The organism is Pleurocapsa sp. PCC 7327 (assembly GCF_000317025.1).
Taxonomy (GTDB): Bacteria; Cyanobacteriota; Cyanobacteriia; order Cyanobacteriales; family Microcystaceae; genus Hydrococcus.
On sequence record NC_019689.1, the window covers coordinates 2,870,487 to 2,886,843 of the forward strand.

A 16,357-nucleotide genomic window follows, 5' to 3' on the forward strand; every position below is an offset into this window, starting at 1 on the left:
TCACAATTCTATATTTAGAATTTGTACGCTTCCCCGACGTAAAATTTTCCACTCTTTTCTTGTCCATTTTGCCACTGTAGACGGAAGACCGCTTCCCTGTTTTTTGTCGTTTAACTCGGCACAATCGAGGGTTAAAACGTCAGGAAAAGCATTTTCTATGGCACTCATCGTTTCTAAAGGCGGCTCTCCTGAAAAATTAGCGCTGGTCGTTGCTAGCGGTCCGGTTTGGGCTAGAATGGCGCGAGCGATCCTGCTATCGGGAACGCGGATGCCAATCGTTGTTGGATCGGTGGGATTCATTGCCGTGGGGACGCGCTCGGAAGCAGGCAAGACTAATGTTAATGCTCCCGGCCAATAGCGATCGACGACTTGTTGCCAAATCGCGAATTCTTCAGGCGTCCCCATTACATAAGGCCATAAATCCTCCTCAGAAGCCCCCATCAGGATTAACGGCTTATCTTGAGAGCGCCTTTTTGCAGCAAAAATCAGCGCCGCATTTTCTGGCAGCGCAGCGAGAGCGGGTACGGTATCGGTAGGAAAACTGACGACTCGACCCGCAAGCGCTTCTCGAACCAGTTCGACTTGAGAAACTTTGGGCATTGGTTGTTAGTTGTTGAATTAATAACTACTAACAACGATACGCTAAAGCAAAACGTTCTATATTTGCTAAGTCACAGAAAATCTGAATCTTGTCGTAGCAGCCTCGCTTTTGGAGCAGTTGCACGACTTGCTCGGCCTGACCTGCCATCATTTCGATTAACCAGATGCCGCCAGGGCGCAAGTAATCGGGAGCTGTTTCGACTAAATGACGGATACAATCGAGACCGTCACTACCTCCATCGAGCGCTAGGCGAGGTTCGTGTCGAGCGACTTCCGGTTGCAGACGAGCTATCTCAGCAGTCGGAATATAGGGTGGATTGGATACCATGCCGCTAACTCGACCTTTAAGCGCTTCTAGCGGCGACCACCAAGAACCCTGGCAGAATTTAATTTGCTCGCCAAAGCCCAGCGCGATCGCGTTTTGTCGGGCAATTGCTAAAGCCTCTGCACTCGTGTCTGTGGCATAAATCCTGGCATCGGGCAAAGCTTCGGCAAGTCCGAGGGCAATTGCCCCGCTTCCCGTGCCTAAATCGACCCAATATCCCGAAACCAGATCTGGCGTTGGGCTAGCTTGGATGGCACGAACGGCAATATCGACGAGCAATTCCGTCTCTGGACGAGGAATCAGTACTCCGGTCGCCACTTTTAGAGAGAAATGTCGCCAAGGAGCAACACCTACTAAATACTGAACGGGCATGCGATCTTGTAGGCGTTGCTGCCATAGTTCGGTTAAGACTGATAAAGGTTGCTTCAGATGAATTTGCGATCGCTCCTTAAAAGACTCCAAACGAAGTGATAGTTTGTCTAGACCTGCTACTTCCTCTAGCAACCAATCGACTTCATCGGGAGAAACCCCAGCAGCGATCGCATCTTGCTTGGCTCGGTCGCGCCAGAGAGCGAGTTCTTGACCCGATACCGTTAGCGACTCCAATTTATTTCTTTTGTTGATTTTGAGGGGCTGGCTGACCTTGGGGATTACCTTGACCTCGGTTTTGGATAGTAGATTGAATAAATTGTAGCGACTCTTGAGAAGGAACTAACTCAATTTTAGTTAGCATTTCGTCATTCTTTTCTTTCATCGTCGCAATCATAATTTCCAGAGGAATGACTTCAATCTTCACAGTTGAAGCCAAATCGGGTTTTTCCTTTTTGAAGCGCTCTAGCAACTGTTGCAGTTGTGCTTTTTCAAAAAAGAAGGGAATTCTTGACTCGTTATTCCGTTCGATCATTAGATACCCTTGTTCTTTGCCAACTCTAGCGACAAATAACGGCACTACCCCTTCTGGATACTGTTGTCCATTTTGATTCATGACTTGCTTTGCCAACTCGACTTCATCATTCATTGGCACATAGTCAATATTTAATCCGTCGGGTTTGCCTTCCATTGACTGAGAGAACTTATAAACTTCTCCCAGAGATACGGGTTGAACCTTAACTTGCTTCGCCAGTTCTGGATTTTGCTGTTGCAGTTGTTGAAAAAAATTCTGGGCGTCTTGTTGGCTGATAAATACTCCCGTTACCTGTTTATTTTCGTGCTGTTTCACTATAGGAGCGCCTTGTGCGTCCACAATTGTAAATACTGGAACTGGCTGTAGAGTTTTGATAATTTGGTCTTGGGGAAGAGCCAATACCTTAGCGGCTTGACCAAAGCCAACCCCTAAAATCGCACTTCCGACCAATCCCAGGGTAGCACTCCAACGGATTAATGACTTCATGATGGCTTTACCTCAAATTTTTTGCTTAAATATAGATGATTTATCGGAAAAATTTTGACTAACTAAGCTCTAAATCCTCTATAGCTTATTAGGTCTTCTAGAATTTCATCGCTATGACGTTTTCTAGGAGCTTATTGCGAATTAATCGGGCATTTTTTCAATACCAACTTTTCTTTCTGACTTCGAGAGACTAGCTAAAGTTCCCCTCCGATCTTAGGGTATCCTAGGACAAAATTGTAAAAAAATAGTAAACAACTGGAAGTTTAGATTTCCATGTTTTACGGATGTTCGATTGATGCCAGCTCAGAAAGTTTCTTTTACCAATTTTTCCGAGCCGTAATCGGGATGACAGGATTTGAACCTGCGACATCCTGCTCCCAAAGCAGGCGCGCTACCAAGCTGCGCTACATCCCGGTCGCTTCATCCAGTATAGACTAAATCGCCCCAAATTCAAAAGGATTTAAAAATCAGAAATTAGTTGGGATACCAAAACATTCCTTTAATCCCTTCCGGATCGAGAACAAACCCTAGTCGGCGATAAAAGTCAACCACGTGGGGATCGGCAAACAAAGTGATATTGCTGATATCATCACTTCTGAGCTTTTTGATGGTATATTTCATCAAAGCTTTGCCCAATCCCTGTTTTTGAACGGTCGGATGGACGACGACATCCCAAATCGTGGCATTAAAAGCGTGATCTGACGTAGCGCGAGCAAACCCAATCAAACGCCGCCTATTGTTCCTAACTTCCCACATAGAGACGACTAGATAACTGCATTCAAGGGCTTTTTTGACTTTTCGTAGAGGTCGTCTAGCCCAACCGACGGCATCGCAAAGTTCTTCGAGTTCGTAAAGATCGAGATCTCGTTCGGTGCTAAATACAATACGAGACTGACTTAGAGGATCGTCTGTCAACTCTAACAATTCTCCATCGAACTGAGTTGTTCCAGAGGTCGTAACCGTTTCCGAATTGCTAAATAATCGTTTCCAAAAAACCATGCCAATGCGGCTGTTGCTTTTGCTTGAGAATTTTCTTTAATTTATACTGAATTTAGCCGGAAAAATTTTTCTGAGACTCGTAAGGAGAATAAAATTTTCTAGCTTAGTCTATTCTACCTCTAGCGAGCAAATGGCTCTCTGTTGGGATAGGATGAAAATATGCCAATTATAGACATATTGGGAGTACCACACGCTTACGAGCTTACGCCTCTCTTTTCCAATTCAGATAATCCTGTCCTAGTCTTCATTCATGGCTGGTTATTAAGTCGCAACTATTGGAAACCGCTCGTCGAGGGTCTATCGCCGGACTATCAATGTTTGACTTACGATCTTAGGGGATTTGGAGATTCGCAGCCAGTAGCAGTTGAAGCTCATCAAAAAAGTTGCTCGAATCCTCAGTGGAGTAAGTTGGGGGAGGGAGATAGCAAGGGCTATTCCTGTTATTCATTAGCCGCTTATGCTCAAGATTTGAGCATTTTGTTAGAAAAATTAGCGATAAAGAAAGCTTGGCTGATAGGGCATTCTCTTGGGGGTAGCATTGCGCTGTGGGCAGCAGACCTGTGTCCGGAAATCGTCAAAGGCGCGATTTGCCTGAATTCCGGCGGAGGGATTTACATTAAAGAAGAATTTGAACGATTTCGCACGGCTGGGCAACAATTGATTCAACTGAGACCGCGTTGGTTATCTTCTCTGCCTTTGATTGACCTTTTATTTGCTCGCATGATGGTAGCGCGTCCGCTTGCTCGCCATTGGGGGAGACAGCGGGTTATCGATTTCGTCCGGGCAGATGGAGAAGCGGCAATCGGATCGTTGCTAGATACGACAACAGAAGCCGAAGTACACTTACTTCCCCAATTGGTTTCTCGCCTTCAACAGCCCGTCTATTTTTTGGCTGGGAACAAAGATAATGTGATGGAACCAAAATACGTTCGGCATTTAGCCAGCTTTCACCAACTCTTTACCGCCAATGGAGGCAATGTGATTGAGATTCCCAATTGCGGACATTTGTCGATGATAGAGCAACCTGAAATTGTCGGGGCAAAAATTGTTAAGATCCTAATAGAACATAGTTCAAAGTAGGGGGTTTGGGTGATGGCAATCCAAAGCCAGCTAGGAGAGGGTTATTATTAACACTGAAGCAGCAAGCAGTTAGATGCTTAGAAATTCTGCAAAATTACTGACTTAAGTATTGCTAGCACGCGATACACTTGCATCAAAGTAATTTAGCTCGTATGATTGGCGCGATCGCATCTCATGTCAAGATAAAGCCAAAAATTCCCATAGCCAGAAGCGATCCGATCGCCGTTCCAGATGTTAAGTTGGAACAACCTAGACTAATTTAGTAATTTTAGTGACGAGTTACCTGCTAAGGAGAAGCCTATGCTACACCGCAAGATTTATCAACTCTGTACCGAAGGACGCGAAGTTTGTATTTTCTTGCGGGATCAACAACGCTGGATTGAAAGCGCTCGCATTGTCGGTTTAGAAGGCGATTTGGTAACGATTCGCTATGAAACAGAAGAAGACGATGAAATTTGTTCGTGGGAAGAAATGATTCGTCTAGAAAGTATTGGTGCTATCAGTCAAAAGCTAGCTTCTGTCTCGCGAGTGAGTTCTGAAATCGCAGTTTCAGACGAATGCCCTGAAGCCGAGCAAATTTATCCTCGCTATCCCGACTCAGAACAGTGAACGGTGAGTGTAGGGGCGATTCTCAAATCGCCCCTACAACTCTACAACTAATAGATTCGATCGCTAAAGTGGTTCAAAAACCGGACAATAGCCCTCTGGCGTGACTTTAAATCCATACAAGGGAGAAGCTTGATTCCAACAGCGCTGGCTTCTCCAGTAGCGGCACGTGCCGCAGCAATCAACATCTTCTAGTCGTCTGACTTCGCTACTTTGACTCAAAAGCTCGCGCTGGGATAACCCTCTCAACACTAACTCTTCGCCCTGCCAGCGAGCTTCTACCAACCCCGTATCGGAAAAATTACTCCAGCGCGGATCTTCAGTAATTGCGTCGGGGAGGGTAATCGTAACGCTAGTTCCCGTTTCGTTTAGCTCGCCTTCATAAACAGTTGGCGAGGGAGCCGCAGGTTGCATAAACTTATCGCCGATAGGAAGTTCGACGAAAGTTCCAGCAGCAGGAGAATGGAGTTGATAGCGATTTTGTAGCTCCTCTAAAGATGTCAAGTCAGCTAGATAAAGAGGGGAACCGTGAATAAAAATAACGTGCTGGGGCCGCAGATTGTGAACGAGTTGCGTGGTGTTGCGACCATCGCTGTGTTCGGCTAAAAAATAACTTTCAACAGCGATCTGGCGGGACTTTTTGAGAGTCGCAATCTGTGGGGCATCAGTTGCCGAGGAACCGCCAGGACGTTCGGGTACCAAAATTAACCAAGAACCAGAGCCAGAATAACAATAGTCTTCTAAATTAGCCGCGTTATCCGTTAACACGATACAAGGAGCTTGACCAAAAATCGGAAGTTTTTGGCTGGGAAATCGGCGCATTCGGGGACAAATTCTGTCGTCCCAAAACAAAGGTTGGTGTTTGGCAAAATTTTGGACGGCGATGGGAAACTGAGGCAGTAGTTCCAGATAGATATCGCACGCTTGCGCGACGCTGCCATCGACCCAAATGTCGAGATCGCGACCCGTAAACTGGTGATGGGAGCGCAACAGTTTAAGGATTTCCTGCCCTAACCCCAGAGTTGGCACTGGTAAGAGAACGTTCTGTCCGCTGACGAGAGCTTGATAAATGCGCTCCATTAGGTGCTTTTCCTGCTGGCGGCGATGAGGGTGTCGGGTTGTTCCGTAACTGCCTTCGATAATTAGCACGTCTGGCGCTAATCCTCGCAACGCTTCGATAGATAAGCCCTCAACCAGTTGAAAGTTTGAGAGCGAAAAATCTCCCGTGTAGAAAAGCTTGTAGGCGCGCTTGGGAGTTTTATAAGTCAGGAAAATAGCAGCGGCACCCGGTAAATGTCCCGCCGGAAACAACTCCACCGTCAAGTCGTCGAATAATTCAACTGGCGATCGCCATTTAAGAGCTTGACAAAATTGACGAATCTCTTGAGGAGGACGATCTTGCCAGTTGAGCGGCAAAAGCCGAATGGTTACTTCGCTAGCGTAGATAGGCAGTTCGGGGAAAGCCTCGTGAAGCGCTAGCAATCCCCGCGCGTGGTCGGCGTGGGCGTGACTGCATAAAACAAGGTCGGCGGGCGATTTTACTTCGGTTTGAAGCGGTTGGATATCGGCTAAACCGCAGTCGAGGAGGATGCGATGTGCTCCCATCGTCACTAACAAACACACTCCCTCGTTACCGTGCCCTACTCCATAGGGAAAGCAGGACAAACCATCTTGGAGATCGGCGGGAGCTGAGCGACGTTTACTCATGTTGTCGTTGACGGAGGAGAACTGGAGCAAGCGTTCAATTCGCCAGTCACTCGCTAGTGAGCCGAGCCATTGCCGTCATAATTATCGGAATCGTAAAACCCATTCTTAGTGCCGAAAAACAGAGAACTAACAATAAAAAGCCCTGTCAGAATCGCCATGACCATTTTTACTTCCATAATTATTTTCTTCCTGTTGCGAGACTCCCACTATCTATGATAGCTTTCGCTATTTTTTCTTAGGTTATCGCTCTTGAGTCCCGATTGACAGAAAAATTTAAGACTTGGCGGGTTCGGCAATGTTTTCTAGAGCCGTTTCGGAGACAGTAACGACGACTGGTACTTCCTCAACTTTCGGCAGCTTTTCTAGCGCCAAACGGGAAGACGGCGTTCCTCCAGAAAGGCGTTTTAACAATTGAGGTCTGGGATCGTGTAGGAGATAAATAATCTCATCGCCACAGAGCCATTCTTCGGTCGCTTTGACTACCTGGAGGCTTCTGTCCCTTTTAACGAGTAGCGGCAGCAGTTCTCCAGCACGAATTAGGGTTTGTAAGTGAGCTTGTTGTAGCTCCAATCCCGGCTCTTTGAGAATCGTCGTGCCTAGCTTCACTTGACCGTCGTTAAGATACTGATTCCAGGTTTTGATTGACAGTTGCTCGATGAAAGCTTGATTCACTTTGGCTTTATTAGTCACGCTGCTCTGGCTATTGCTGGGAAAGACTGCCAAGACGCGAGGTGGCTGGAATTCTTCTACGGCTCGCTGCGCTAGGACTAAGTTGACTTCTCCATTGCTGGTGAGCGCCATAAAGGTTCCCATGGAGTGAACCCCGGCTTCTTCTAATACTTCGGGGTCGAGAGCGCTACTCTGAAAAACGGGCAAGTTTTCTGCCGCAGCTTTTTGACAAGCTTCGGGATCGGTGTCGATGAGCACGACGGATTCGCCCGACTCCTGAAACAGGCGTGCAATCAGGCGGCTTAGGGGGTTACAGCCAACAATGACCGCTCCCGTTGCCTCGGAGGAGGTAATTTTTAACCAACCGGCGACCCAACGAGCCGTCAATCCGCCTACGAAAACGGTTATCACGATGGTGAGAAAAACTAGGGCTTTGATGGCATCGCCACCATTAATTCCTTGCTGGGTCAAGAGAATGGCAAACAGGGATGCGACTGAGGCAGCGACGATGCCTCTAGGAGCCACCCATGCCAAAAATAGCTTATGTCGCCAGTTCAGACCACTGTTGATGGTACAAACAGCGATCGCGATCGGGCGAACGACGAACATCAGGGCAAGTACGGTCAGAACGCTGCCCCATCCCAAGGCAAAGATACTCGCGATCGACAGGTCGGCTGCTAGGAGAATAAATAAGACGGAAACGCACAGGACGGTTAACTGTCCTTTAAACCGTCTGAGCAATCGCTCTTCAGGAAGGGAAGATGCTCTCACAACCATGCCCGCGATTACCGTTGCCATCAGTCCCGATTCGCTGCGACTCATTTGCGCCAGACAGAATAGACTCCAAACACCTGCCAGTACGACTAAGTTTTTCAGGTCTTCTGAGAGAAAGCTGGCTCGCTTGAGGCATAGACCGAGCAGCCACCCGCTAGCGGCTCCAATTGCCGCTCCTATGCCCAAGCGCAGCAGCAGACTGCTGAAGATTTCTACCGGAGTAGCGTTGCTGTTGAGGATCGTGTTGAGGACGACGACGGCTAAAATGGCTCCTACCGGATCGATGAGTACTCCTTCTCCCTCAAGTAAGGTGGCAACTCGCCGATCTACTTCCACGTGTTTGAGCAGGGGGCTAATGACTGTCGGACCCGTCACGACGACGAGCGAGGCATAGAGAAACGCGATCGACCAAGGAAATTCTGCCAGCCAATGAGCTGCCATTCCGCCGCCAATCAGGGTGATGAGCGTGCCGATAGTGACGAGATTGCGCAGGCTGCCGGAGACGCGCCCCAAATCGCGCCAGGAGAGATTTAATCCTCCCTCAAACAAAATAATGGCAACTGAGAGAGCAACGATAACTTCTAAGCCCACCCCTAAATGGTGGGGATGCAGCAGGCTCAATCCGTCTGGTCCGAGCAAGATGCCAAATAAGAGCAAGAAAATAATGCTAGGAACTTTCAGATATTCGGCAACGACTTGAGCGCTGATGCCTGCAAGAACCGCAATCGCGATTTGCAGGGTTAATTCAAACGATCCTTCCATAGGCGTATCGATCGCAGGCGCATCTCTGACAGTTTAGAATCTGGGCGTTGGCAAGAGGCTTAGTTTCAATATTCCCAAAAATGATTTTCATAACATCAAGCTCTAGTAAGATTGCCCCTAGCGAATCTTCCGAACCATCAAAGATCGCCTTTAGCTAAATTTAGGATATAGATTTAGTTCTCAAGCAATAATATGTCTGCAATCAACTCGGTTATTAGTTTGAATTTAAAAAAAGATCGACTGTTGGAAATGGAAATTTTTTATTCATTTTGGGTATTTTAACATTGATGTTCTTATATCCTCAAAAGAGTTGACGATAATCGGGCTTTCTTTTGCCAACAATCGATTTAGAGAGTTTTGTGGTCGATAGCCTCAAACTGTCGCGCCTAAAAATATATTTTTTCTATTTTACCCAATGCCCTAAGGCAGGTTGCTGTAACAATGAATTTAGGACACGCTAGAAGAAAGAAAAGTCCAATGAGGGGAGTCGCTCTGATTTTCCTATAGTCTGAGCGATGTTGTTCTATGTGACTCTAAATCGTAACTGCCACTGCCGCTCGTGCGAGTTAGGGCAAAATGCAAGTAATCTGGAAAGATTGGCTACTCTATGAATCGTCAAACCTTTGCTTGGAATCGTTCGAGAAATAAACTCCGCCAAGAAATTCGTTGGATTGAGTTCCTGTCGAAAGCAGGGTTATTTTTGGCGGCTTTAGTGTTGTTTAGCATCAATTTGGGAAATTTGCCGTTACAGGCAGACGAACAAACCGTCTCGCAGGTGGCGAAGGAAATTGCCTCTGCTCCATTCGATTCCTTGCGTTGGCTGTTTCCGACTCTCCAAGAACAACCTTATCTGGAACGACCTCCGTTAGTTCACGGACTGATTGCCCTAGTTTATTCGCTTGCCGGAAGCAATGAATGGACGACTCGTCTGCCAGGAGCATTTTTAGCAGCTTGTTCGGTTCCGCTTCTCTATAGTTTGGGTCGCGAGATTTTTGCCGCTCGCATGCCATCTCTTTTTTCGGCAGCGATCTACTTGACGCTATTGCCAGTGGTGCGTTACGGACGGTTAGCCATGCTCGATGGAGCCGTGCTTTGTTTTGAAATTTTGACAATAGTCTGTATCGTGCGATCGCGGCGCGATTTGCGCTGGGCGTTGGGGATTGGAGTCGGTTTGAGCTTGCTGGGTTTATCTCGAGGAATAATAGGGGTTATTGTCGCGGCGATCGCTCTTTTGTTTCTGGCTTGGGATACGCCAAGGCTTTTGAGTTCGGGCTTTTTTGCCATTGGCGCTCTGCTGGGAGGTGCTCCAGCCCTTGCTTGGCATGCGGCTCAATTTCTACGTCACGGCAAACCATTTGCTGAGGAGATGTTCGGTCAATATTTTAAGGTTATTGACGGGTATGCGATCGGGCTGTCTTGGCACCCGTTGCTGGAGATTTTAAAATCTTCTTTGCCCTGGCTAATTTTTGCGCTTTACGGACTGAGATTGGCTTGGCAAGAACGAAACTGGGGATGGGCTAAGCTGCTCTTGGTTTGGATCGGCGTTTTGTTAGCAATCGTTTCGCTGTTTTCTACACGACACGTTGGCGCGATCGTTCCGATTTATCCAGCATTGGCACTAGCCGGGGGTGCGGCGTTAGCTGAGGCGATCGACAAACCTGTCGATCGCGTTTACCCTCGGCTTTGGACGATAGTTCTGAGTTTGTTAACTCTGGTTCCGATTGTTGTTTGTATTGGTTTTTATTTTGACGTTAACTTTGGAGCGTTTGTCGCGATCGATTACTTAGCGTTCTTATTTTTGGGTGCCCTTTCATTGACTTGGGCAGTGAGCGCAGCACTATTAGCTCAACGATCCGAGCAGTTTATTTTAGTCTTGTTTTGGGGAATGTATGTCTCTTGGCTGCTTCTTGTCTGCTCTTCTCATTGGATAGTGTTCCTTAACTAGAAAGCAACCCATAAATCAAATATTAAACCTCCCCAAGAGCAGAATTTTTCCCAAGTTGAGCTTTCCTCAATAAGGAACATAACTCTGCTCTTATTTTTGAAGTTTATTAGACTTTTTGGCTAGCAAGTCTCTAGCCTTCTTTTTGGTCGCCAGCTTATTACTCAGATGGCTCGATCTGTTTGAGATGAATGTGCTTTCGACCCAGGGTAATTTCAAACTCATCTCCCTCTCGCAATCCCATCTTCTTCGTATAAGCCGAGCCAATGAGAAGGTTGCCATTAGACTGTACTCTAATGCGATGGCTTGCCGTCCGACCGCCACGTCCTTGACCGTTAGAAGTACTGTCTAACTCGATCCCTTCTGCATCAATTAGAGCATTAAGGAACTTCATCATATTAACTCGTACTATACCGTTTTTAGTAACGGTATAATAGCCACACTGTTTCGCTTTTTCCTCTTTAGAGAGGTTGCCTAAGGATTTAACTTTCTGGAGTAAGTCTTCGCCAGTTAAAGGTTCTGGTTGTGTAGTTTTAGTCATCAACTTCTAGGCCAACTATTTACTTATAGGGTTTACAGGTTTACTGCCTACTGTAATTTTAACAAAGGCAATAAATAGATTTGATTGTTATCTCTCTATAAGACTATATTACACGCAAAAAGTAAAATTAATTCGAGTTTCATTGAGTTAATATTAATCGATTGCACTCAATCTTTAGACAAAAATCCGCTCGGAATTTACAAATGTTTGACTTTGCCTGGTTCTGGAGGTTAAGTAAATGTTAGAAAGTAGAGAGGCGAGCTGCTGCCTCTGTATAAAAGGCAGGTTACATTTTGACAAAAGCTCAACCAAAAAATTTATTAATGAAGCTCACAACTCGCGGTCATTATAGCGTTAAAGCCTTACTAGATCTAAGTTTACAGCCCGGTTACGGTCCGACCTCGGTAAAAGCGATCGCACACAGACAAGATTTACCCGCTCCTTATTTGGAAAAATTGTTAATCGAAATGCGTCGCGCTGGCTTAGTTATGTCAGTAAGAGGTTCCCAAGGTGGGTATCAATTAGCTCGTCAACCAAGTCAAATTTCTCTCGGTCAAATTTTAGAAGCCGTAGGAGAAACAATTGAGCCTTTACCTCGCTATCGCCCAGACGCAGAACAAGCTGAAGATTGGGTAACATTTAGTTTGTGGAAGCGACTCCACCAGAAAATGAAAGAGGCACTTTATAGTATCACTCTTGCCGATCTCTATTACGATGCTCGTAGCTGGCAAGCCGCTATTGGAGAGGAAACTAGCTTTGTTGTTTAGATTATTTAATTCTCATGACAATAGTTAACGAATCCGCCACTTTTGAAGGGGGTTGTCACTGCGGTGCAGTTCGCTTTCAAGTGATTGTCGATCGCCGGGAAGCTATCGAGTGTAATTGCTCGATCTGCTGCAAAAAAGGCTTTCTTCATCTAATCGTGCCGCCGGAAAAATTTACCTTACTCAAAGGTTCTGAAGTTTTAGAGACTTACACCTTTGGTACTCATACAGCTAAACATACTTTTTGCCGGATTTGTGGCATTCATCCTTTCTATTGCCCCCGCTCTCATCCTAACTGGATAGATGTCAACGTTCGCTGTCTCGATGGAGATGTCCTAGCGAAATTTAAACTCCAGCCTTTTGACGGGGCTGATTGGGAAGAAAATATTGATAAGCTCCAGAATTCTGAGGTCTGAATTTAGCTAGAAGATTGTGAGGGTCAATATCGCTGTCGTTGTCTTACTGTTGGCTGCCATTGTAGATTTTTTAGTCGCAGATCCTTGGAGGTGGCTTCATCCCGTACAAGTCATGGGATGGATTATTTCCCATTTCACTCGGTTAACAATTAACTACTTCCAAGACCGATGGCAGCGTTGCGTAGCCGGAATTATTTTAAGCATAGGATTAATTATTGGCAGCGGACTGGTGGGGTGGTTAATTGTCTGGGGAGTAACTTGGATTCATCCCATCTTAGGAATTGTAATCGAAATAATCTTATTAGCAAGTTGTTTTGCCGGTCGTAGTTTGAGAAAAGCAGCGATCGATGTTTTACAACCATTAAGTTCTGGCGATATTAAACTAGCTCGTTCTAAATTGAGTCGATATGTCGGTCGAGATACGGCACATCTTTGCCAATCAGAAATTTTACGGGCGACATTAGAAACCGTCGCAGAAAATACTCCGGATGGCGTGACAGCTCCGCTATTTTATGCCATTATCGGTGCGTTTGTCCCTGGTTTGGGTAGCGTTCCCCTTGCCTTAGCCTATAAAGCTGCTAGTACTCTCGATTCGATGCTGGGCTATCGCCAAGAACCCTATGCAGATATCGGCTGGTTTAGTGCCCAATTAGAGGATCGGCTGACATGGCTTCCCTGTCGCTTAACCGTGTTGACGCTAGCACTGCTCTCTGGCAAACCGGGCCGGGTTTTGCGAATGTGTCGTCGCGATGCGGTTAAAGATCCCAGTCCTAACTCTGGTTGGAGTGAATGCGTTTATGCGGCGATTTTGGGAGTGCAATTGGGGGGGAATAATGTCTATGGCGGGGTCGTTAAATATAAACCGTTATTGGGCGACCCCACCTATCCTATTACTTCTGAAAAAATTTACCAAGCCTTGCGATTAACTCGCTATTGCTTTCTCATTTGGTTAGCGATCGCGCTGTTGTTTCTACTCGCGATCGATTTACTAGATTGACCTCGCTACTTTCTGTTTCGATCGGCCGGGAAATTAATGACAACAGCAGTTGTTGAAAATGGTGCAAGATCTCAGATAAGACGGACTTTAGCCTCCTAGACAAAGAATTCCTTCTCTGGCTACTTAAGCAGATATTTTGCTGCGCCTATTTTATAAAATTTGCCATTTTTTATAGACAATTTATGATAGGATTTCCCGTGCGACAGCGACATAGCTAGACCAACCCACTTGCGATCGCGGATCGGGATAGTCTTTAATAATAACTCCTCTCTCAGGCGCTCTTTCAAAGGCAACGAGATGAGGAATATCGGTCTTAAACGCGGGTAGGTGATGTTCTTTAATAAATTCTCTGGCTTCGCGTCCGCTTTTGGTGCGAGAGTCTACCTGGGTTAGAAGCACCTTAAAATTGGCCTGTAGAGATTCTAATACCTCGACGGTTTTGACCGTGGTATCTAAATCTAAATGATTGGGAGTCGTGGGAATAATTAGCAAATCGCTTGCCGATGCCAAGTCTTTTAGGTCTTCAATTTCCGGTCTGGCTTGCGTATCGATGACGATGTGAGTATATTTTTTGACTAAGCTGGTAGAACCTGCTTGAGAAGCGACGTAGAAGGGCAATTTATCTTCTTTTGACCAAACTAACGCCGAACGGTTGCGATCGGCATCGATTAATAGAGTCGGAGCTTTTTGCTGAAAGTAGGCAGCTAAATGTATAGCAGTTGTTGTTTTGCCCACCCCACCTTTGAGGGCAGTAATTGCGATAATCATGGCAAGAAAGTGAGAAGTTAGAAGATAGAAGTCGAAATTAGTAATGCTCTAAAATTTACTCAGGTAACTTATACTGTCCGACAATGCGCTTGGCAAATTCTGGTAGGTGAGACTCTAATTTTTCTGGATAGTTCCGCTTTACATACAGATAATTCCGAGTGAAATGGGAATCGATGGAAAAGCGGGCATATTCTAATCCTTTGGGACCTATTTTTTCGATAACAACTCCCATTAATTTTGCCGCCCACATCGGCAGCGTTACTCCTTTATCATAAGCGGGAATGCTCTGTTGTACTGCCTGTTTTCTATCTCCTTTTGACATGACGGGTTGGGTATCGAGTTGCTCTCTCGCTAACTCCAACATTTCCCGTCCTTTTTCATTGCGCACGACAATCCATTGCCAGCCAAAAGGTGCGCCCATATAGCCTACAACTAAGTCGGCTAACGAGTTGACATAATCAAAGCAACTCATGCAAGAAGGGGCAAAAACGTCTTTCAATTGATTGGTTTTGAGTCCAAAAAAAGGCACTTTTTCGATCGAGCCATCTTCGTGTTTAAAATGCACTTTAAAGTCTTGCATAAATTCGTAATGCACGACGGTATCGGGAGATTTACTCGTCGTATCGAGAAATTTTTGCAAGCCAGCACGGGTTACGTTATCGACGCAGGGCGTTCCCAACACGTAGAGTTTTTCTAGCCCCAATTCTTTTTCAACCGTCCGCAATGCTTGAATTTGGCAACCGACCCCGATGACTAGCAACCGCTTCATGCCCGATTTTTCTATTTCTTCGAGGACGGAAAGATTGGGGGAAAGGGTTGGTTTATTAACTTTGGCAGCAAGAACTTCTTCTGGAGTTTTGGCGAGGACTGGCTTGGGTTGAAAGCGGTCTTCTGTGGTATTTTGAATGCAGACTACCCCTTCTACGATGCCGCGATTTAGCATTTCGCAGGCGATGGTACTGACAATCCCCGTCCATTGCGCTCCTTCGATGGGTTGCTTTTTCCTGGCTGCCATCATGTCTTGATGCACGCCGAAGTACCAGTCGTCTTGGTTATCTAAATTGCGGCTGCGTCCGTGGGCTTCCGCTTCGAGTTCGGCGATTTGTTGGTTGAGAAAAGCGCAGGCTTCTTTAACGTAATGAATGTAGTAGGTATCGCACAGTCCGCATTCGCTACAGAGTTCCTTAGCGGGGCGGCGACTGTTGGGTTTGAGCGCTCTGGCTTTTTTGTGAGGTGCAACCGAGGTCATCTATATAGGGTTTGTTAACGAATTTTATCTAACAATTTTTCAGATTAAAGCAGAATCGAGACACAAAGCTAAGGAGTTTAAAGGAATGTAACGAGGTTGTATTAGTTATGAAGAAAGCCAATATCTCCAACAGCGCAAAGCTTCAGCTTGTAGGATATATTCTAGAGGGAATTAAATAGCGATCGCATTTTCAAAGATTATGGCAGAAGAAACCACCCCCACTCCAGAAACCAAAAAGCCTGCTGCCGCAGCAAAACCCGCAGCAGCGAAAAAGCCGAAAGAACCCGCCATTGAGGATAAGCCTTTTACCGAATTTATGGAGCGGCACTTCGTTCCTGCTCTCAAAGAAACTTTGGCTAAGCTAGGACTTGAGGATGTGGAGCTAAAGTTTGCCAGGGAACCGCTGCCTATAGCGGGAGTAAACGAGCAGTGCTGGCAAGTCATCGGCAAATGGCAAAACGGAAAGCGTCAGTTTAATCTTTACTTTCTAGACGAAGATATCAACGGCAAAAAAGCCTTTTCTTGTAGCACCAATGGCGTTCGCCCCAGCATCATTGAGTCGTTTATGATAGACGAGCGCAAAGTGACTTTAGATTTATTGCTCATGTACACATTGCAGCGCCTTAACGGTCAAAAGTGGCTTACTAGAAATTAAGACAGAAGATAGACACGGCAATTTTAACCGACTACGAAGTCTGCAATTGGTAGGGGTATGGCAAAGCCATGGCCTCGCCCCAACCCCTCTCCCAGAGCGGGAGAGGGGCTTTC

Annotated in this window: 18 protein-coding genes and 1 tRNA gene; 8 read left to right on the plus strand and 11 right to left on the minus strand. The window is 46.1% G+C overall.

The window, feature by feature from the left end; translation table 11 throughout:
* The 5 genes from PLE7327_RS12765 to PLE7327_RS12785 all read right to left on the minus strand — a co-directional run bounded on the left by PLE7327_RS12765 (window position 1) and on the right by PLE7327_RS12785 (window position 3,314).
* Window positions 1-600 carry an L-threonylcarbamoyladenylate synthase gene (locus tag PLE7327_RS12765; protein WP_015144244.1) on the minus strand — a complete coding sequence of 200 codons (600 nt, stop codon included), beginning with the start codon at window positions 598-600 and terminating at the stop codon, window positions 1-3.
* 28 nt (window positions 601-628) lie between these two features.
* A complete protein-coding gene (gene prmC / locus PLE7327_RS12770; RefSeq protein WP_015144245.1) occupies window positions 629-1,531 on the minus strand; it encodes a peptide chain release factor N(5)-glutamine methyltransferase in 903 nt (300 codons plus the stop codon).
* Window position 1,532: 1 nt separating this feature from the next.
* Window positions 1,533-2,315, minus strand: a complete 783-nt coding sequence (locus tag PLE7327_RS12775) for a Tic22 family protein (protein ID WP_015144246.1) — start codon at window positions 2,313-2,315, stop codon at window positions 1,533-1,535.
* Window positions 2,316-2,655: 340 nt separating this feature from the next.
* A tRNA-Pro gene (locus PLE7327_RS12780) sits at window positions 2,656-2,729 on the minus strand.
* A gap of 60 nt (window positions 2,730-2,789) precedes the next feature.
* Window positions 2,790-3,314, minus strand: a complete 525-nt coding sequence (locus PLE7327_RS12785; protein ID WP_015144247.1) for a GNAT family N-acetyltransferase — start codon at window positions 3,312-3,314, stop codon at window positions 2,790-2,792.
* A gap of 159 nt (window positions 3,315-3,473) precedes the next feature.
* Between PLE7327_RS12785 and PLE7327_RS12790 the strand changes: the two genes are divergently transcribed.
* From PLE7327_RS12790 to PLE7327_RS12795, 3 genes are all read left to right on the plus strand, one after another.
* Window positions 3,474-4,394, plus strand: coding sequence for an alpha/beta fold hydrolase (locus tag PLE7327_RS12790; RefSeq protein ID WP_015144248.1), 921 nt, complete (start codon window positions 3,474-3,476; stop codon window positions 4,392-4,394).
* Between the two features lie 128 nt (window positions 4,395-4,522).
* The gene (locus tag PLE7327_RS26155) at window positions 4,523-4,657 is read left to right on the plus strand and encodes a hypothetical protein (protein ID WP_256377690.1); all 135 of its coding nucleotides are present in this window, start codon (window positions 4,523-4,525) and stop codon (window positions 4,655-4,657) included.
* 37 nt (window positions 4,658-4,694) lie between these two features.
* Window positions 4,695-5,003: a DUF6679 family protein gene (locus PLE7327_RS12795; protein ID WP_015144249.1), complete on the plus strand. Its 309-nt coding sequence runs from the start codon at window positions 4,695-4,697 to the stop codon at window positions 5,001-5,003.
* Window positions 5,004-5,066: 63 nt separating this feature from the next.
* Here the strand turns inward: PLE7327_RS12795 and PLE7327_RS12800 are convergent, their stop codons facing one another.
* The 3 genes from PLE7327_RS12800 to PLE7327_RS12810 form a co-directional block, all read right to left on the minus strand.
* Entirely contained in the window at window positions 5,067-6,707 is a 1,641-nt protein-coding gene (locus PLE7327_RS12800) for an MBL fold metallo-hydrolase (protein ID WP_015144250.1), read from the minus strand.
* Between the two features lie 53 nt (window positions 6,708-6,760).
* A complete protein-coding gene (locus tag PLE7327_RS26160) occupies window positions 6,761-6,883 on the minus strand; it encodes a hypothetical protein (protein ID WP_015144251.1) in 123 nt (40 codons plus the stop codon).
* Window positions 6,884-6,980: 97 nt separating this feature from the next.
* Complete coding sequence (locus tag PLE7327_RS12810) at window positions 6,981-8,912, minus strand: sodium:proton antiporter (RefSeq protein ID WP_015144252.1); 1,932 nt, start codon at window positions 8,910-8,912, stop codon at window positions 6,981-6,983.
* 607 nt (window positions 8,913-9,519) lie between these two features.
* Here PLE7327_RS12810 and PLE7327_RS12815 point away from each other — a divergent pair.
* The gene (locus PLE7327_RS12815; protein WP_015144253.1) at window positions 9,520-10,857 is read left to right on the plus strand and encodes a glycosyltransferase family 39 protein; all 1,338 of its coding nucleotides are present in this window, start codon (window positions 9,520-9,522) and stop codon (window positions 10,855-10,857) included.
* A gap of 157 nt (window positions 10,858-11,014) precedes the next feature.
* Here PLE7327_RS12815 and PLE7327_RS12820 read toward each other — a convergent pair whose 3' ends face one another.
* The gene (locus PLE7327_RS12820) at window positions 11,015-11,395 is read right to left on the minus strand and encodes an AbrB family transcriptional regulator (protein WP_015144254.1); all 381 of its coding nucleotides are present in this window, start codon (window positions 11,393-11,395) and stop codon (window positions 11,015-11,017) included.
* A 323-nt stretch (window positions 11,396-11,718) separates the two neighbouring features.
* Here PLE7327_RS12820 and PLE7327_RS12825 point away from each other — a divergent pair, with 323 nt between their 5' ends.
* The 3 genes from PLE7327_RS12825 to cbiB are packed head-to-tail and all read left to right on the plus strand — an operon-like array spanning window position 11,719 to window position 13,572.
* A complete protein-coding gene (locus PLE7327_RS12825) occupies window positions 11,719-12,162 on the plus strand; it encodes an Rrf2 family transcriptional regulator (protein WP_015144255.1) in 444 nt (147 codons plus the stop codon).
* 14 nt (window positions 12,163-12,176) lie between these two features.
* Window positions 12,177-12,575, plus strand: a complete 399-nt coding sequence (locus PLE7327_RS12830) for a GFA family protein (RefSeq protein ID WP_015144256.1) — start codon at window positions 12,177-12,179, stop codon at window positions 12,573-12,575.
* Between the two features lie 16 nt (window positions 12,576-12,591).
* Window positions 12,592-13,572 (plus strand): adenosylcobinamide-phosphate synthase CbiB, encoded by a 981-nt coding sequence (gene cbiB / locus PLE7327_RS12835; RefSeq protein ID WP_015144257.1) that lies wholly within the window; start codon window positions 12,592-12,594, stop codon window positions 13,570-13,572.
* A gap of 180 nt (window positions 13,573-13,752) precedes the next feature.
* On the opposite strand, the gene PLE7327_RS12840 is transcribed toward cbiB, so the two are convergent.
* Both PLE7327_RS12840 and PLE7327_RS12845 read right to left on the minus strand, forming a co-directional pair.
* On the minus strand, window positions 13,753-14,340 hold the full coding sequence (locus PLE7327_RS12840; RefSeq protein WP_015144258.1) for a ParA family protein: 588 nt from the start codon (window positions 14,338-14,340) through the stop codon (window positions 13,753-13,755).
* A gap of 55 nt (window positions 14,341-14,395) precedes the next feature.
* Window positions 14,396-15,589 carry a Coenzyme F420 hydrogenase/dehydrogenase, beta subunit C-terminal domain gene (locus PLE7327_RS12845; RefSeq protein WP_015144259.1) on the minus strand — a complete coding sequence of 398 codons (1,194 nt, stop codon included), beginning with the start codon at window positions 15,587-15,589 and terminating at the stop codon, window positions 14,396-14,398.
* Between the two features lie 199 nt (window positions 15,590-15,788).
* Between PLE7327_RS12845 and PLE7327_RS12850 the strand changes: the two genes are divergently transcribed.
* A complete protein-coding gene (locus PLE7327_RS12850; RefSeq protein ID WP_015144260.1) occupies window positions 15,789-16,244 on the plus strand; it encodes a DUF2996 domain-containing protein in 456 nt (151 codons plus the stop codon).
* Window positions 16,245-16,357: the final 113 nt, after the last annotated feature.

Coding starts and splice junctions, on each gene's coding strand:
- PLE7327_RS12765 (WP_015144244.1), bottom strand. CDS start 600: ATGCCCAAAGTTTCTCAAGTCGAACTGGTTCGAGAAGCGCTTGCGGGT.
- PLE7327_RS12775 (WP_015144246.1), bottom strand. CDS start 2,315: ATGAAGTCATTAATCCGTTGGAGTGCTACCCTGGGATTGGTCGGAAGT.
- PLE7327_RS12785 (WP_015144247.1), bottom strand. CDS start 3,314: ATGGTTTTTTGGAAACGATTATTTAGCAATTCGGAAACGGTTACGACC.
- PLE7327_RS12790 (WP_015144248.1), top strand. CDS start 3,474: ATGCCAATTATAGACATATTGGGAGTACCACACGCTTACGAGCTTACG.
- PLE7327_RS12795 (WP_015144249.1), top strand. CDS start 4,695: ATGCTACACCGCAAGATTTATCAACTCTGTACCGAAGGACGCGAAGTT.
- PLE7327_RS12800 (WP_015144250.1), bottom strand. CDS start 6,707: ATGAGTAAACGTCGCTCAGCTCCCGCCGATCTCCAAGATGGTTTGTCC.
- PLE7327_RS26160 (WP_015144251.1), bottom strand. CDS start 6,883: ATGGAAGTAAAAATGGTCATGGCGATTCTGACAGGGCTTTTTATTGTT.
- PLE7327_RS12810 (WP_015144252.1), bottom strand. CDS start 8,912: ATGGAAGGATCGTTTGAATTAACCCTGCAAATCGCGATTGCGGTTCTT.
- PLE7327_RS12815 (WP_015144253.1), top strand. CDS start 9,520: ATGAATCGTCAAACCTTTGCTTGGAATCGTTCGAGAAATAAACTCCGC.
- PLE7327_RS12820 (WP_015144254.1), bottom strand. CDS start 11,395: ATGACTAAAACTACACAACCAGAACCTTTAACTGGCGAAGACTTACTC.
- PLE7327_RS12825 (WP_015144255.1), top strand. CDS start 11,719: ATGAAGCTCACAACTCGCGGTCATTATAGCGTTAAAGCCTTACTAGAT.
- PLE7327_RS12830 (WP_015144256.1), top strand. CDS start 12,177: ATGACAATAGTTAACGAATCCGCCACTTTTGAAGGGGGTTGTCACTGC.
- PLE7327_RS12840 (WP_015144258.1), bottom strand. CDS start 14,340: ATGATTATCGCAATTACTGCCCTCAAAGGTGGGGTGGGCAAAACAACA.
- PLE7327_RS12845 (WP_015144259.1), bottom strand. CDS start 15,589: ATGACCTCGGTTGCACCTCACAAAAAAGCCAGAGCGCTCAAACCCAAC.
- PLE7327_RS12850 (WP_015144260.1), top strand. CDS start 15,789: ATGGCAGAAGAAACCACCCCCACTCCAGAAACCAAAAAGCCTGCTGCC.